17 protein-coding genes are annotated in these 14,823 nt (G+C 55.9%); 8 read left to right on the top strand and 9 right to left on the bottom strand.

Going from position 1 to position 14,823, the window contains the following annotated elements; all coding sequences use genetic code 11:
* Positions 1-123: 123 nt before the first annotated feature.
* Positions 124-921 (top strand): matrixin family metalloprotease, encoded by a 798-nt coding sequence (locus ACR3EM_RS07840; protein ID WP_480470232.1) that lies wholly within the window; start codon positions 124-126, stop codon positions 919-921.
* 73 nt (positions 922-994) lie between these two features.
* Here ACR3EM_RS07840 and ACR3EM_RS07835 read toward each other — a convergent pair whose 3' ends face one another.
* From ACR3EM_RS07835 to ACR3EM_RS07810, 6 genes are all read right to left on the bottom strand, one after another.
* Positions 995-1,261 carry a hypothetical protein gene (locus ACR3EM_RS07835; RefSeq protein ID WP_480470231.1) on the bottom strand — a complete coding sequence of 89 codons (267 nt, stop codon included), beginning with the start codon at positions 1,259-1,261 and terminating at the stop codon, positions 995-997.
* Between the two features lie 285 nt (positions 1,262-1,546).
* Positions 1,547-1,705: a hypothetical protein gene (locus ACR3EM_RS07830; RefSeq protein ID WP_480470230.1), complete on the bottom strand. Its 159-nt coding sequence runs from the start codon at positions 1,703-1,705 to the stop codon at positions 1,547-1,549.
* 513 nt (positions 1,706-2,218) lie between these two features.
* Positions 2,219-3,220: a serine hydrolase domain-containing protein gene (locus ACR3EM_RS07825; RefSeq protein ID WP_480470229.1), complete on the bottom strand. Its 1,002-nt coding sequence runs from the start codon at positions 3,218-3,220 to the stop codon at positions 2,219-2,221.
* Positions 3,221-3,369: 149 nt separating this feature from the next.
* The gene (gene parE, locus ACR3EM_RS07820) at positions 3,370-5,328 is read right to left on the bottom strand and encodes a DNA topoisomerase IV subunit B (RefSeq protein WP_480470228.1); all 1,959 of its coding nucleotides are present in this window, start codon (positions 5,326-5,328) and stop codon (positions 3,370-3,372) included.
* A 270-nt stretch (positions 5,329-5,598) separates the two neighbouring features.
* Positions 5,599-6,099 (bottom strand): helix-turn-helix transcriptional regulator, encoded by a 501-nt coding sequence (locus ACR3EM_RS07815; protein ID WP_480470227.1) that lies wholly within the window; start codon positions 6,097-6,099, stop codon positions 5,599-5,601.
* A gap of 36 nt (positions 6,100-6,135) precedes the next feature.
* A complete protein-coding gene (locus tag ACR3EM_RS07810; protein ID WP_480470226.1) occupies positions 6,136-6,702 on the bottom strand; it encodes a hypothetical protein in 567 nt (188 codons plus the stop codon).
* A gap of 250 nt (positions 6,703-6,952) precedes the next feature.
* Here ACR3EM_RS07810 and ACR3EM_RS07805 point away from each other — a divergent pair, with 250 nt between their 5' ends.
* Positions 6,953-7,600, top strand: coding sequence for a TIGR02466 family protein (locus ACR3EM_RS07805; protein WP_480470225.1), 648 nt, complete (start codon positions 6,953-6,955; stop codon positions 7,598-7,600).
* 113 nt (positions 7,601-7,713) lie between these two features.
* Positions 7,714-8,322, top strand: a complete 609-nt coding sequence (locus ACR3EM_RS07800; RefSeq protein ID WP_480470224.1) for a carboxymuconolactone decarboxylase family protein — start codon at positions 7,714-7,716, stop codon at positions 8,320-8,322.
* A gap of 64 nt (positions 8,323-8,386) precedes the next feature.
* Here ACR3EM_RS07800 and ACR3EM_RS07795 read toward each other — a convergent pair whose 3' ends face one another.
* On the bottom strand, positions 8,387-9,265 hold the full coding sequence (locus tag ACR3EM_RS07795) for an alpha/beta fold hydrolase (RefSeq protein ID WP_480470223.1): 879 nt from the start codon (positions 9,263-9,265) through the stop codon (positions 8,387-8,389).
* 111 nt (positions 9,266-9,376) lie between these two features.
* On the opposite strand from ACR3EM_RS07795, the gene ppk2 reads away from it, so the two are divergent.
* Both ppk2 and ACR3EM_RS07785 read left to right on the top strand, forming a co-directional pair.
* On the top strand, positions 9,377-10,306 hold the full coding sequence (gene ppk2 / locus ACR3EM_RS07790) for a polyphosphate kinase 2 (protein ID WP_480470222.1): 930 nt from the start codon (positions 9,377-9,379) through the stop codon (positions 10,304-10,306).
* A gap of 134 nt (positions 10,307-10,440) precedes the next feature.
* Positions 10,441-11,805: an MATE family efflux transporter gene (locus tag ACR3EM_RS07785; RefSeq protein WP_480470221.1), complete on the top strand. Its 1,365-nt coding sequence runs from the start codon at positions 10,441-10,443 to the stop codon at positions 11,803-11,805.
* A gap of 3 nt (positions 11,806-11,808) precedes the next feature.
* On the opposite strand, the gene ACR3EM_RS07780 is transcribed toward ACR3EM_RS07785, so the two are convergent.
* Positions 11,809-12,210 carry a hypothetical protein gene (locus ACR3EM_RS07780; RefSeq protein ID WP_480470220.1) on the bottom strand — a complete coding sequence of 134 codons (402 nt, stop codon included), beginning with the start codon at positions 12,208-12,210 and terminating at the stop codon, positions 11,809-11,811.
* A gap of 7 nt (positions 12,211-12,217) precedes the next feature.
* Positions 12,218-13,420: a pyridoxal phosphate-dependent aminotransferase gene (locus ACR3EM_RS07775; protein WP_480470219.1), complete on the bottom strand. Its 1,203-nt coding sequence runs from the start codon at positions 13,418-13,420 to the stop codon at positions 12,218-12,220.
* Between the two features lie 92 nt (positions 13,421-13,512).
* Between ACR3EM_RS07775 and ACR3EM_RS07770 the strand changes: the two genes are divergently transcribed.
* From ACR3EM_RS07770 to ACR3EM_RS07760, 3 genes are all read left to right on the top strand, one after another.
* The gene (locus ACR3EM_RS07770; protein ID WP_480470218.1) at positions 13,513-13,905 is read left to right on the top strand and encodes a helix-turn-helix domain-containing protein; all 393 of its coding nucleotides are present in this window, start codon (positions 13,513-13,515) and stop codon (positions 13,903-13,905) included.
* Positions 13,902-14,159 (top strand): succinate dehydrogenase assembly factor 2, encoded by a 258-nt coding sequence (locus tag ACR3EM_RS07765; protein ID WP_480470217.1) that lies wholly within the window; start codon positions 13,902-13,904, stop codon positions 14,157-14,159. The genes ACR3EM_RS07770 and ACR3EM_RS07765 overlap by 4 nt, the downstream gene beginning before the upstream one ends.
* A gap of 78 nt (positions 14,160-14,237) precedes the next feature.
* Positions 14,238-14,735, top strand: coding sequence for a MarR family winged helix-turn-helix transcriptional regulator (locus tag ACR3EM_RS07760; protein ID WP_480470216.1), 498 nt, complete (start codon positions 14,238-14,240; stop codon positions 14,733-14,735).
* Positions 14,736-14,823: the final 88 nt, after the last annotated feature.

The raw sequence follows: 14,823 nt of genomic DNA, 5'->3' as shown, positions 1-14,823 counted from the left end.
TGAGTGACCAAGCGGGGCAATCCTTGATGGTCCAATTTGAGAAAAATGCCGGTTTCTGGTACCCTGCAAGGGCTGATGCAGGTCAGCTCTTTTTCGATTTCAATACTTTGTTGCGAGGATTTCATGGCCAAGTCTGAGAACTATTCCGACCCGAATCTTAAATTCCGCGACCGCGACGATGCGGCCAGGATCACCAAGGACGACATTCATATCTATCACAACCACGCGGTTTGTGAGACTGACAGCAAGGGCCACAAGACACCCGACAACCGCTCGCCCGAGGAACTGGTGGTGGATGCCTCCGAAGGGTTCATCCCGCTCTGGGCCGAGGGCACCACACTGCGCTGGCGGTTTCAGGAACAGTCGATGGCGATATTCGTTGATCCCGAAGGGGCCAAGGCCGCGATCCGCCAATTGTTCGCCGAAGCACTGCTGGCCTGGGGTGACGCGGTGCCGGTGCAGTTCACTGAACGCCACGATGCCTGGGATTTCGAGATCGCAGTCAGCCCGCAGGAAAATTGCTCGATCAACGGATGTACGCTGGCACGGGCGTTTTTCCCCGATGCCGGGCGGCATGATCTTTTGCTGTATCCCACTATGTTCACCCAGTCCCGCGCCGAGATGGTCGAGACCATGGCGCATGAGTTGGGCCACGTCTTTGGCCTGCGCCATTTCTTCGCCGATGTATCTGAAACCGCGTGGCCGGTTGAGATTTTTGGTGAGCACGAGAAGTTCTCGATCATGAATTACGGGCCGGAGAGCATGCTCACCGACAATGACCGGGAGGACCTTACGACGCTGTATGAAATGGTCTGGAATGGTTCGCTGTCGGACATCAACGGCACTCCGATCGTCCAGATGCGCCCGTTCAGTTTCTTCCGGCTGGCGGACGCGGGGGACAATCCATTTTTGATCATATGATCAGAAAAGACCGCGCCACCGAAAAGGGCTGAGGTCTTTTCCGCCTCATCCCCGCGGCGGATATCCCGTCGGTTTATTTGCCCAACCGAAACGTGCTTTGCGGTTTCCAGATGAGCGAGCCATCGTCATCGCGATGACACGGCAGCAGCCGTTCTTCTGGCGTGTAGACGGTGTTGTCGCCGGTCAGCATGATGAATGCACCCGGTGAGTAGGTCATGACGTAGTAGTAAAACTGCGTCTCGGTCCCGTTTCGAATGGAAGATGCGGTGCTGAGCATCGGCTGCGCGGACGCTTGTGAGACCAGCAGGGCCAGCCTGACGGTCAGTGCGACGGGGGTCAACGGGTAGGGTGATGGTGATGTTTCTGAGGCCGGGCGGAAGCCCGGCCTGGGGCTGCCGCAATGTGGTGCCCTACATTTGTTGAGGGATGGGCGTTGTCACCCATCCGTCATTTATTGTGTGAAATTACCTGCGATCCAGCGAATGGTGTCGTTGTATTTCGGCTCAGGGTATTCGGTCTGCAATTGCGAGATGAACTACTGCTTGCTGATGTCACCTTTGTACAGGGCATGGCTCAGATCACGGAACTGATCGGTCTGTGCCTCGGTGTCGATCGGCAGCCTCACTTAATTCGGGTTGCTCTGAATGGCCCGGTCCCCTCTATCCAGCGCTGCGAGATATCCGGCATCTTCATACGCGGGATGCGGGGCACCACAAGCGGCCAGCGCCGTTGTCAGGGCCAGCGCAGATGCGATCAGGGTTTTGCGGGAAAAAGTGAAACTCATATTCTAAAGTCCTTATAAGTCGTTCGCCCGGCAGCAGAGCTTGCCGGCTACTCGTATACGGCTGGTAGGTCGGGAAGAGGGCAGCTTCAAGCTTGACTCTGGGTTGTCACAGTCACGATTGCGCCAAGAGATGTTTCAAGGTGGGAGGGGCTGAGTGCAGCCATTCGGAGGAGCGTGAGGATTGGTAAGGAAGAAGGCGTGGTTGCACCGTCCAGCGGTAGTCAAGCGATGGGTGAGAGCACCCACCCTACGTTTGCCCGCCTAGTTTGCAGGCTGAGACCGAGGGTGAATAAATCTATCACGCTTGCTCGGTCGCAATCTGATGATTAGTCAATCTAGAGCTTGGACGCTTGGAACCTCAAATGTCGCTCTTAGAAGACGGATTGAGAGTAAGCGTGAACGGGATCAATGGGTTAGGCAAGTGGCAGGCTTAAGTCGTTTGTGGTGATATCGCTTGATCTGGTTCATTGTGCTCTAGGTGTCTTGCAACACGAACCGGGACGTTGATGGCGACTAGCGCGCTAAATTGTTTATTGTAAGTAATGCGTTATGCAGTGCGGAAAATGCGCTGTTCGGGTTTTGGGGCGATCCGTTGAACAAAATGACAACGGTCTCACCATCAGAAAACCGAAAAACTGTGGTGAAAATCCCCCGAAGGTTGCCCCAATGAGTCAGATGCTGACCGTTCTCCCCTATCCAAACATGCCAGCCAGAGGCGTAATAATCGACGCTCTGCTCGCCTGGTGCTGGGTTTTCAAACAAAGGTTTGGGAGCTGAAGCAAATGACCAGATTGCCTGGGCGTTGCCTAAAGCTCCACCAGCAATACCCAGGTTCGAAATCCAAATATGTTCTGTTTCAGCGCTCTGCACGCGCCTCCAACTGTTGCCGTGCGACTCCCAATTGGAACCGACCATGCCATAGAGGCGAACCTCGGCTGTCTCGTACATTATGTCGTCAAGGGTTTCATGCTGCTCAGGCGCAAGCAAGTCGTTTAAGAGGCAAAACCCAACATTTGAATACGCCGTTTTACTACCTGGATCATGATCGAGCAGCATGGTCTCCCACGTTGCGCGGGCGATTTCGGCGCAGCTTGCTGAATTGTCGAGACCAACCCGTTCAGGGGCAAAGATAGGGTCGAAACTGATATTTCTATCAAATCCTCCTCGGTGTGCCAGAAGGTCTCGCGGAGTGATCTGAGCGGCACGCGGATCGCGGGGTCGTGGGAGATCGATCAGATCGACGATTGGACTGTCCAAGTCGATCTGATCGTTGCTTGCTTTTTTGATCAGTGCAGTTGCTGCAATCGGTTTAGTGATCGAAGCCAGATAAAATGATTGTTCCGGTGACATGGCCGTATCGTTCAGTGGGTCCGATACGCCAAACGCTACAATTTTAGGCTGTGTCGATGACGAGCCGTATGCCAAAACCGCACCTGGAATTCTATGAGCTTCAAGAAAAGATGCAACAATATCTTCTGTGTCGGTGGACGGATGGGTTCGATCAGTCAACGCCATTATTACAAGGGCAATAACAACGAAGATAGCAGCCCACCTCAACCTCGCCCTACGGGTGTTGATCATTTGGTTCCTGTGTTACTGGGCGATCAATCTTGTGCCGTCCGCAATATTTGGACTCAGATATCAGCACGCTGATCCAAACTAGTTCAAACATCCAACTCCTCAACAAACCGCGCGTTTTCCTGAATGTACTGGAATCGCAGTTCGGGTTTCTTACCCATCAGGCGCTCGACCAGGTCGCCGGTCTCGCCGGGTTCGTCCTCATCAATCGTGACGCGGATCAGTTTGCGGGAGGCCGGGTCCATCGTGGTTTCTTTTAGGTCCTTGGCGTCCATTTCGCCCAGACCCTTGAAGCGGGACACGTCGATCTTGCCCTTGCCGCCCAGGCCTTTTTCCAGCCATTCGTCGCGCTCGGCCTCGTCCAGACAATAGACGCGCTTGGCGCCTTGGGTCAGACGATAGAGGGGCGGGCAGGCGAGATAGAGGTGACCCGCGTCGATCATCGGGCGCATCTGGGTGAAGAAGAACGTCATCAGCAGTGAGGCGATATGCGCCCCGTCCACGTCCGCGTCGGTCATGATGATGATCTTGTCGTAACGCAGGTCGTCGACGTTGAACTTGGTGCCAAGGCCGACACCGAGCGCCTGTGTCAGGTCATTGATCTCGGCATTGGTGCCCAACTTGGAACTGGCCGCACCCAGCACGTTCAGGATTTTACCGCGCAGGGGCAGCAGGGCCTGCGTTTTGCGGTCTCGGCCCATTTTGGCGGACCCGCCCGCCGAGTCGCCCTCGACGATGAATAATTCCGTGCCGTCCCGTGTTGAACTACTACAGTCTACCAACTTGCCGGGGAGACGAAGTTTCTTAGTGGCGGACTTACGTTGTGTTTCCTTCTCGGCCCGTCGGCGCAGACGTTCCTCAGCCCTCAGAATGAGGAAGTCCAAGATAGCGCCGGCGGATTTCGTATCTGCGGCCAGCCAGTTGTCGAAATGGTCGCGGACGGAGTTTTCGACCAGCCGCTGGGCCTCGACCGTGGCGAGGCGATCCTTGGTCTGGCCGACGAATTCCGGTTCGGAGATGAAGCAGGACACCAGCGCACAGCCGCCGGTGATCAGGTCGTCTCGGGTGATCTGACCGGCCTTTTTGTTGTTGATCAGCTCGCCGTAGGCTTTGATCCCCTTCAGGACCGCAGCCCAGAACCCCGCCACGTGCGTTCCGCCTTCGGGCGTGGGGACGGTGTTACAGTAGGATTGGATGAACCCGTCGCGCGAAGGCGTCCAGTTGATTGCCCACTCAACCTTGCCCGGGGTGCCGAACTTTTCCTGAAAATCCACGGTTCCGGCGAATGGTTGCTCGGCATAGGTGGACGATCCGTTCATGGTCTCTTTGAGGTAATCGGACAGACCGCCGGGGAAGTGGAACGTGGCCTCGGTTGGCGTTTCGCCGTCATCGATGGCAGATTTCCAGCGGATTTCGACGCCCGAAAACAGGTAGGCCTTGGAGCGGATGGACTTGAACAGGCGTGCGGGTTTGAACTTGTGGTGGCCAAAGATGTCAGCGTCGGCGTGGAAGGTCACAGTGGTACCGCGCCGGTTCGGGGCCGCACCGATCTTTTCAACCGGTCCCAACGGAATACCGCGCGAGAAACGCTGTTCGAACAGCTGTTTGTCGCGGGCAACCTGCACGACCATCGAATCCGATAGCGCGTTGACCACCGATGCGCCCACGCCGTGCAGACCGCCCGAGGTCTGATAGGCCTTACCCGAAAACTTACCGCCTGCGTGCAGGGTACACAAGATCACTTCCAGCGCTGACTTGTCGGGAAACTTGGGGTGTGGGTCGATCGGAATGCCGCGCCCGTTGTCGCGCACTGTCAGGGCGTAATCGGCATGCAGCTCCACCTCAATCCGGTTGGCGTGGCCCGCGACCGCTTCGTCCATCGAGTTGTCGAGGATTTCGGCCACCATATGGTGCAGAGCGCGCTCATCGGTGCCGCCGATATACATGCCGGGTCGTTTGCGGACCGGTTCCAGACCTTCCAACACCTCGATGGACGAGGCGTCGTAAGCGGTCGTTGTTTCTGGCGTCAACAGATCGTCGGGCATGGGTGCTGCTCTTGTTTTTGAGTTTCCCCTATTATGGCAGGTGATGTGGTCCGGGGGAAGAGGGACGCGAGGTGTTGTGGGTGTTTTGAACTGCGATTGGTCTGAGCAGCTTTTGCGGCATTGAATCAACCGCTTGTTGCGTTACGCGAGAACGGGACTTTGTAAGCACGCTTAGCCTCCGCTTTAAACGCTCTTGAACGTTTGCTTTTAGGCGATTTCCGGACGGGCTTTCAGAACACTTAAGAAACTAGATTCGATGGACTGAGGAGTTCACTCTTTCTCTTCAATCAATAGCTCTTCAATCAGAATACACAAAAGTTGCGTTCTCGATTTAACATTGGCCTTTCTGTAGATGGAGTTGTTCTGCGACTTAATTGTGCCCTCACTGGTCTCACGCAATTTAGCTATCTCTGCGACAGACAAACCCTTCACAGTGAGTAGCGCAACATCTCGCTCCGCAGCGCTCAGATTCCAGCGGTCGAATTGCAGCTTCAGCATCCGGAAAAACTCACCCTGAGCCATCTGCAGATTGTGCTTGATCTCCTGATGCCGCCGCAAAAAAAGTTTGTGGCTCTGCCAGATCAACACCCCCCCAATAACAAAGCCGAACAGGGTGATAAGCGCGGTGATTTCGTGCACCACCCAGCTGACAGACAAAAGATAATATCCGGTGATTTCGCCAACCAATTCAGCCGCAAACGCAAATGCGGAGATCGCATATATGGCGATCCCCACTTTGAACATGGCGTCCTTGTTAAACCATTTGTTCAAACCTGGGACTCACTTGCGGGCAAGCGGAAATATACCTTAGTCATCATCTCCCTCACCATCGTCACCTTCGCCGTCACTTTCACCACCGTCGTCGCCTTCGCCGTCACTTTCGCCACCGTCGTCGCCTTCGCCGTCACTTTCACCACCGTCGTCGCCTTCGCCATCGCTTTCGCCGCCGTCGTCACCTTCGCCGTCGCTTTCACCATCGTCGTCACGCTCGCCATCATCGCTTTCGCCATCATCGCCTTCTTCGTCGTCACGTTCGCTGTCATCACCTTCGTCGTCATCTTCTTCGTCATCAAATCCTTCATCATCATCTTCATCGTCAAAATCTCTGTCGTCGTCTTCTTCGTCATCGTACTCATCGTCACGCTCAGATCGATCGCGGACGATGGTTCCATCTTTTCCCAATACCACTTCTCTCTCGATCCCAGGTCCAGTTGCCTCAAAGCGGAGATTCCCAAAAAGCGTGTTCGTTATTTCAATTCTCTGGAAACCTTGTTCCGTAAGCTCGTCGATGACGTCTTGTTTGGTGGTTTGCGAGAGTGCTGTTGTAGCCATCAAAACAAAGGTTGTCGTAAGACCCATAGTTTTCTTGTTCATGTTCCTATCCTCAACGATTTTGCTGATTAAATTAGACCACTCGCCGCTGAAGCTGGGAATATAACTTTGGATGGTTTCGCCATACTTGAACCAAAGATCTATTTCCTCAACGATAGGGATAACGCACGTAAAGTATTAAGGTGTGGGTTTGGAGAGCCCTAGGAGGTCTGGCAGGGAAGACCCTTGCAGGTGCGCTCGGGGTGATCTGAATATTTTGACCAACAGTTTAGTTGAAGGTAACGCCAAGGACATGCCCGAAGCCAAGAAGTTCGAGAAGCTTTTCTCCACTCCAATGATGCGATTTGAAGTGCCCAACAGTGCAGCCTTAAATGCGGCGCTGTTGTTTGAAGCCGAAAAGATGCGTGAGGAAGATGAAGGCGTCTCAAAGTCCAATCGAGGGGGGTGGCACTCACGGGGGAATCTCTTTGAACGCGATGCGCCCGCCATTCAGACTTTGCGCGACGCAGCAAAAGATGCGGTGTTCCAGATGACACGAAAGGTCTCGGACAAGGTTAAACTGGACGAACTTCGTCTGAAACTGTTCGGCTGGATGAACGCCAATCCCTCCGGCGGTTACAATGCACCACATACGCACCCCGGAGCGCATTGGTCAGGTGTTTACTATGTCTCTCAACCCGAGTTCGAAGGAGGTTCCTCTGGAATGATCGAATTTCTCGACCCTCGGAATGAGTTGCCTCATTGGCGGATACTTGAGGCGAGTGCATTTCGGAACAAAAAGAAGCTGCGCCCATCTCCGGGTGAAATGATCCTTTTTCCATCCTATCTGACCCATTGGGTCCACCCAAATCAAAGCGAGGAGAGCCGTGTAACTGTTGCGTTCAACGCAACTTTTCGTCGTCCTAAGCCAGGCACGCTGAAAACGTCAGGAAGCAAGTAGTATTTCATTCTGCGCAAACGATATCTAACGGATACTTGTCGAATTCGTCTCGCTTCGTGCTCAAAGCACTCCTAGTCTGCGGACATCAATCAGTCACGACAACAGGAACCCAAATGAGCTGGATCAAGACCATACCCTATGCCGAGGCGACGGGCAGGCTGCGCAAACTCTATGACCGGGTCACCGGCCCGGACAACAATGTGGACAACATCATGATGGCGCACAGCCTGCGCCCGCACTCGATGGAAGGCCATATGGCGATGTACAAGGCGGTGCTGCACCATTCAGGCAACGCGATCCCGAAATGGTTTCTTGAGGTGCTGGGCGTGTGGGTCAGCTCTCTGAACCGATGCGGGTATTGTGTCGAGCATCATTTCGCGGGTCTGCAGCGGTTGTTGCAGGATGAAGCGCGAGGGAACGCGATCCGGGCGGCGATTGAGGCAGGCGAGCCGGGGCAGGCGCCTTTGGACGCGGTGCAGGTTGCTGCGATGGATTATGCACGCCTGCTGACCGAAGCTCCGGCGGATTTGACCGAGGCCGATGTTGAGCGTTTGCGCTCCGCTGGTTGGGGTGATGGGGAAATTCTGGAGATCAATCAGGTCTGTGCTTACTTTTCTTATGCCAATCGCACGGTTCTGGGGTTGGGGTGTTCGACAAAAGGGGATGTCTTGGGTCTATCGCCTAACAACTCGGATAATCCCGAAGACTGGGGACATCGGTGAGGTCGGAGCGAGGGGCCAGCCCCTCGCGCTCCCCGGGATATTTCGGGCCAGATGAAGAGGCGGATCAGGCTTTTTGTGCCCAGCGTAGGATTGACTGGGCAAGTGGCTCAGGTTGCTGGTGATGCAGCCAGTGATCGGTGCCAGGGATCGTGATGCGGGTCAGATTGGGGGCGAAGCGTTCGAGGCCGTCGGTGGATTCGGGCAGAAGGGCGTGGTCTTCGGGGCCCCAGAGTAGCAGGTGAGGGCAGGTGACCTGCAAACGGTCGAGGGGAAGGTTGGGGAGGTCTGTGCGTGGTTTGTCGGGCTCTGCCACGATAAGCGGCGAGGCGCGGTACCAGTTCAGCATCGCATTCAAGCGACCGGGGCGGGCCCATTCGCGGCGGTAATCCTCCATACGTGTATCTGACAACCAATCGAGCCCCGTACCGTGCCTAAAAAAGCGCTCGAGTCTGGCGAAATTGTTGGCTGAGAAATGCTCTGCGGATGCGGGCGCGCGGAGTTGGTTGATATATTGCGACGCCTTAGATTGTGCGCCGCCAGCCGCCATTGCACGCTGGAAAGGAGCCGGATGAACGCCGTTTGCGATGATCAGGTGACTGACCAGATCCGGGTGAAACATCGCCAGTCCATAAGCGACTGACGCCCCCCAATCGTGACCAAGGACATGGACGGGGTGGCCAATGCGTTCAATCAACGCCGCCATGTCGGAAGTCAGCTGCGAGAGCTTGTAGTTCTCAACCCCTTCAGGCGTCCAGCTTTGACCATAGCCGCGTTGATCCGGGGCGATGCAGTGGAAATCATGAGCCAGATGCGGGGCTAGGTCCGCCCATGCACCGCCGTATTCCGGGAAACCGTGCAGCATCAACAGCGGCGGTAGGTTGGCTTCGCCCCAGTGGCGGAGAAAGAATGGCTGACCGTTGAGCATCACGTGTTCGGTTCGCATGGAGTGCCCCCTGAATGCGCCTAAAAGGTAACTCAATTTGACACCAATCAAAGCGAAAACCAGCAGTTTCTGATAGCACTTGGCCAGACAGTGAAGCCAAGGAGAACATGCATGGATTCAGCGCCCCAGACCCCCCAGAACGCGTCTCAAATAAAGGTTGTTCCTTCTAAGCAGCCAGAAGCGAATGCGCCGAGCCCCGAGAAGATCCGCCAGGCTTTTGAAAGTGGGAAATACCCCTATGTCCGTAAGCTGGCACGCAGAACCTATGAGGCACAGAAGGCCGAGCTTCAGGCTGAGCTGCTGAAAGTTCAGCTGTGGGCTCAGGAGACCGGTCAGCGCTTTGTGTTGTTGTTCGAGGGTCGCGATGCGGCTGGTAAGGGCGGCACCATCAAGCGTTTCATGGAACACCTGAACCCGCGCCAGGCGCGTGTAGTTGCCCTGAACAAGCCGACTTGGGAAGAGAAGGGCCAATGGTATTATCAGCGCTATGTGCAGCAACTGCCGACCGTGGGGGAAATGGTGTTCTACGACCGCTCCTGGTACAATCGCGCGGGTGTTGAGCGGGTGATGGGGTTCTGCTCGCCCAACGAATATCTGGAATTTATGCGCCAGACGCCCGAGCTTGAACGGATGCTCGTGCGTTCGGGCATACAGCTCTATAAATACTGGTTCTCGGTTACGCAGGAAGAGCAACAGCGCCGCTTTAGAAGCCGGGAAACCGATCCCCTGAAACAGTGGAAACTATCGCCGATCGACAAGGCCAGCTTGAGCAAATGGGACGACTATACCGAGGCGAAAGAGGCGATGTTCTTCTATACCGACACCGCAGATGCGCCTTGGACCATCGTCAAGTCGAACGACAAGAAACGTGCGCGTCTGAATTGTATGCGGCACTTCCTGTCGACGCTGGATTATCCGGACAAGGACCGCAAGATCGTGGGTGAGCCCGATCCGTTGATCGTCGGTCAAGCGCATCATGTAATACATCGCTCGGATCATATCCTTGGCACCGCGCTGCATCCGGATGCCAAGGTCGGCTGACCTTTCCAGACTAAGTCGATCAAAGCCATCGCCCGCAGGGCGGTGGCTTTTTGTTGCTGATCGGTAAAGTCTCACTGTGAAATAAACATGATCCGCTCTTGTCTATGCCAAAGGGCAAGCCTAAGGCTGGCAGCATGAAGAAGGTAATGACATATCCTGAACATTACCGCGCTATTGCGGTTTTGGGTCTGCCACTGATCGGCGGGCATCTGGCGCAGTTCGCTATCGGCCTGACCGATACCATCATGCTGGGGTGGTACGGGGTTGAAGCCCTGGCTGCGGTGACGCTGGCCAGCAGCTATTACTTTGTTCTGTTTCTGTTTGGCGCGGGGTTCGGTTGGGCGGTTATGCCCATGGTTGCGACCGCTGCGGCAGAGGAGAATGAGACCAGCATTCGTCGTTCGACCCGAATGGGACTGTGGCTGTCGTTGATCTATGCGGCGGTAATGATGCCTCTATTGTGGTGGTCCTATCCGATGCTGATTGCGTTGAAGCAAGAGCCGCAAGTTGCTGAAACGGCTTCGGAATACCTGCGTGTTGCCGGCTGGGGTTTGTTCCCGGCGTTGCTTGTTATGGTCCTGAAATCCTATCTGGCCGCGCTTGAACGGACGCAGATCGTGCTCTGGATTACTGTCGTTGCCGCTTTGGTCAATGGCGTTACGAACTATGCACTGATCTTTGGTAATTGGGGCGCGCCGGAATTGGGAGTGATCGGTGCCGCCATCGCCTCGGTCGTGACGCAGATCGTATCGCTGGTCGCGGTGGTGATCTATGCGGTGCGGGCGCTTCCGGAACACAGCCTGTTTCAACGTTTCTGGCGTCCGGATTGGGAGATGTTCTATAGCGTGCTGCGTCTGGGTGTGCCGATTGGTCTGACCACGCTGGCAGAAGTGTCCTTGTTTGCCACTTCCGCCATTATGATGGGCTGGTTGGGGCAGGTCCCGCTGGCGGCGCACGGGATTGCACTCAACCTCGCCTCGGCAACATTCATGGTGCATCTGGGCCTTTCGAACGTGGCGACAATCCGGGCGGGCAATGCCTTGGGTCGTCGGGATCGCGCCCATCTTGAGAAGGGTGCGATTGCAGTGACCGGTATGTCGCTGGTGATGTCGGTCCTGACGGTCATATTGTTCCTGACCTGCGCCGAGCCGTTGATTTCGCTGTTCATGGAGGCGGATGATCCGCAACGTCCGCAAATTTTGGCAATCGGCGTCGGATTGCTGGCGATGGCGGCCCTGTTCCAGCTGGTCGACGGTGCGCAGGTGATTGCGCTGGGTCTGTTGCGCGGGTTGCAGGACGCCAAGATTCCGATGGTGATGGCCGCGCTCAGCTATTGGGTTGTGGGTATCCCGGCGTCGTATTTCTTTGGCTTTGTTCAGGGGCTGGACGGGATCGGCGTCTGGCTGGGTCTGGTGCTGGGTCTGGCCTGTGCCGGAGTGCTGCTGATGGCGCGGTTTTGGTTGCGCTCGGTGCGCGAAGTAGGGCCGGTGGCCGCTTAGAATTCAGCCCTTCGCAATACGATCCGATTTTTTGCGCACCAATACCGAGCGCAGATCGTGCATTGCCATCAGGAGCGCATCCGTAATCGCTTCCAGTTGCTCATCACTGGCTTTGGACTGAGCCCATTGCGTGGTCAGATTCAGGTGATCAATCGCGCGATGGATATCATCGATATCGCGCCGGGCTAAGAGGGCCTTGCGCTCCTCCATCCAACGGGTGATCGCAGCCTTGTCGGCTTCGCTCAGCGCGCGTTGCCCGTGTGGTTTGACCTCGCCATTGCGAATATTGATGACGGCGATCTGATCCATCTCGATCCGGCGCTGACGGTTTTCCGTGTCGATCCGGAACACCGCTGCACCGTTTTCTCGAACGCGAAAGTAATATTCGGGCAGGGCGGTGGACATCGGAACCTCAGCTGAGCGATGCGCAGAAGCGCTGGATGCGGGTGCAGGCCTCGGTCAGCGCCTCGTCAGAGGTTGCATAGCTGATGCGGAAGTTCGGCGACAAGCCAAAGGCCGCTCCAAAGACGACAGCGACATCGGCCTCTTCCAGCAGCGCGGTTGCGAAAGCCTCATCCGTATCAATCATCGTACCTGCAGGCGTCGTCTTGCCGATCAGGCCCGCGATTGATGGATAGACATAGAAAGCGCCTTCAGGCGTCGGGCAGGTGATGCCGTCGATCTGGCTGAGCATATCGACCACCAGATCACGGCGGCGTTTGAATATCTCGTTGTTGGGCGCAAGGAACGCCTGAGTACCGTTCAGCGCCTCTACCGCGGCCCATTGGCTGACTGAGCACGGGTTCGATGTCGATTGAGACTGCACCTTGCGCATGGCTGCAATCAGTTCGACCGGACCCGCAGCATAACCAATGCGCCAGCCGGTCATGGCATAGGCCTTGGACACGCCGTTGCAGGTCAGGGTGCGTTCGTAAAGCCCCGGCTCGACTTGCGCCGGTGTGCAGAATTTGAACCCATCATAGGCCAGATGCTCATACATATCATCGGTCATCACCCAGACTTGTGGATGCCGCATCAACACTTCGGTAAGCGCCTTCAACTCATCCCAGCTATAGCCCGCACCGGTGGGGTTCGAGGGTGAGTTGAAGATGAACCATTTGGTGTTCGGAGTAATAGCGGCTTCAAGCTGATCGGGCGTCAGCTTGAAACTGTTCTCAAGGCTGGTTTCCACCACTACCGGAGTCCCGCCTGCCAGTAACACCATATCCGGGTAGCTGACCCAGTAGGGCGCGGGAATGACGACCTCATCCCCCTCGTTCAGCGTGGCCATCAGCGCGTTATACAGCGTCTGTTTACCCCCGGTTCCAACCGAAATCTGGGCCGGTGCATAGTCCAGTCCATGATCCCGCTTCATCTTGGCGCAGACGGCCTGTTTGAGCTCAGGGATGCCGTCTGGCGCGGTGTATTTTGTCTTGCCTGCAGCGATGGCTGCAACGGCGGCGTCCTTGATGTTCTGCGGCGTATCGAAATCCGGCTCTCCGGCACTCAACCCGATGACATCGCGCCCGGCGGCTTTCAGTTCAGCCGCTTTGGCCGTCATCGCGATGGTGGGCGAGGGTTTGACGCGCGACAATGTCGCAGACAAGAAACTCATTGCAGGCCTCGGTTTGTATGTTGGCTTTGACTGTCATAGGGTGCGCCCGAATAACGATCAAGCCATATGGCAGTCGAGGATTGGAGACAGTGATGACCGACGAAACGGACTGGTTCGGCCCAGATACGGCAACCTTCGGGGACCGGGTCGCAGGTGCACGTGAGATCGCTGGAATGACTCAGGTGCAGCTGGCCCGCAGGCTTGGTGTGAAAAAAGCCACTATCGCCGCGTGGGAGGATGACTTGTCCGAACCCCGCGCCAACAAGTTGTCGATGATGGCCGGGCTGTTGAACGTCTCGATCATGTGGCTGCTGACAGGCGAAGGCGACGGCATGGACGCGACCAGCCTGGATGGGAATGCGGATTCGGAGCTGAGCGATCTGGTGGCCGAGTTGCGCTCTATCCGTGGCGAAATGCGTGCCAGCTCTGAACGTCTGGCCCGCGTCGAAAAAGCGCTGCGGCTGAAACTGGAACGTGATCAATGAGCGAGACACGCGAAAATCGGATCAAGCGCATGAAGATGCGCTCGATGCGCCGGGGCATCAAAGAGATGGACCTGATCCTGACTGCTTATGCAGATCGCAATCTGGCTGCGATGGATGAGGCGCAACTGGATCTCTATGATGCGATGCTGCATGAAAACGATCAGGATCTCTATCAATGGGTGACCGGCCAGGCATCTGCGCCCGCGCACTTAGCTGATTTGATCGCCGATATCTCTCAGACCTTTCAAAAATAAGGATTATTCCAACTTAACCGATTTTTTGGGAATTCGCGTCATCTTGCAAGAAACAGCGCGATTGAATCGGAGGATCGGATGAGTTTGGAAATGCAGGTCTCCGCGCCCGGAACCAAGGGGTTCATGACCAGTTATCTTGAGGCGCTTGCGCTGGTCGAGCGTCTGCACCGGCTGCTTCTGGATGTCATCAAGGATGAATTTGAACGGGTGGGCGTGTTAGAGATCAACGCGGTTCAGGCGCTGCTTTTGTTCAATATCGGCGATCATGAGGTAACCGCAGGCGAATTGAAAAGCCGTGGATATTATCAGGGCAGCAATGTCAGCTATAACCTCAAGAAACTGGTTGAGATGGGCTATATGCACCACCAGCGCTGCGAGATTGATCGCAGGTCCGTCCGCGTGCGATTGACACCGCGCGGTCGCGAAATTCGGGATATCGTGGCTGAGCTGTTCTCCCGCCACGCCACGGGGCTGCAGACAAGAGGTGTGATCGGGGCCGAAGGCATCGAAGATATCACGGATTCATTGCGCCGGGTTGAACGGTACTGGACGGATCAGATCCGTTATATCTACTGACCGGCTCGGCGAATTCTGCAGCAGGTAGATTGGGTGGAGCTTGGATTGATCCGTTTCAGCTCACCCTTTGTCCGAAATTCGGCGCTAT

This window comes from Ruegeria sp. AH3 (genome assembly GCF_056536265.1).
The sequence above is the reverse complement of the archived record's forward strand: the minus strand, read 5'-3'. Positions and strand labels throughout refer to the sequence as shown.

Bases quoted from the DNA above. Each gene is read 5' to 3' on its own strand.
- ACR3EM_RS07800 (WP_480470224.1), top strand. From the start codon at position 7,714: ATGAGCTGGATCAAGACCATACCCTATGCCGAGGCGACGGGCAGGCTG.
- ACR3EM_RS07765 (WP_480470217.1), top strand. From the start codon at position 13,902: ATGAGCGAGACACGCGAAAATCGGATCAAGCGCATGAAGATGCGCTCG.
- ACR3EM_RS07760 (WP_480470216.1), top strand. From the start codon at position 14,238: ATGAGTTTGGAAATGCAGGTCTCCGCGCCCGGAACCAAGGGGTTCATG.
- ACR3EM_RS07775 (WP_480470219.1), bottom strand. From the start codon at position 13,420: ATGAGTTTCTTGTCTGCGACATTGTCGCGCGTCAAACCCTCGCCCACC.
- ACR3EM_RS07785 (WP_480470221.1), top strand. From the start codon at position 10,441: ATGAAGAAGGTAATGACATATCCTGAACATTACCGCGCTATTGCGGTT.
- ACR3EM_RS07770 (WP_480470218.1), top strand. From the start codon at position 13,513: ATGACCGACGAAACGGACTGGTTCGGCCCAGATACGGCAACCTTCGGG.
- ACR3EM_RS07805 (WP_480470225.1), top strand. From the start codon at position 6,953: ATGCCCGAAGCCAAGAAGTTCGAGAAGCTTTTCTCCACTCCAATGATG.
- ACR3EM_RS07840 (WP_480470232.1), top strand. From the start codon at position 124: ATGGCCAAGTCTGAGAACTATTCCGACCCGAATCTTAAATTCCGCGAC.
- ppk2 (WP_480470222.1), top strand. From the start codon at position 9,377: ATGGATTCAGCGCCCCAGACCCCCCAGAACGCGTCTCAAATAAAGGTT.
- ACR3EM_RS07795 (WP_480470223.1), bottom strand. From the start codon at position 9,265: ATGCGAACCGAACACGTGATGCTCAACGGTCAGCCATTCTTTCTCCGC.
- ACR3EM_RS07810 (WP_480470226.1), bottom strand. From the start codon at position 6,702: ATGAACAAGAAAACTATGGGTCTTACGACAACCTTTGTTTTGATGGCT.
- ACR3EM_RS07830 (WP_480470230.1), bottom strand. From the start codon at position 1,705: ATGAGTTTCACTTTTTCCCGCAAAACCCTGATCGCATCTGCGCTGGCC.
- ACR3EM_RS07780 (WP_480470220.1), bottom strand. From the start codon at position 12,210: ATGTCCACCGCCCTGCCCGAATATTACTTTCGCGTTCGAGAAAACGGT.
- parE (WP_480470228.1), bottom strand. From the start codon at position 5,328: ATGCCCGACGATCTGTTGACGCCAGAAACAACGACCGCTTACGACGCC.
- ACR3EM_RS07825 (WP_480470229.1), bottom strand. From the start codon at position 3,220: ATGGCGTTGACTGATCGAACCCATCCGTCCACCGACACAGAAGATATT.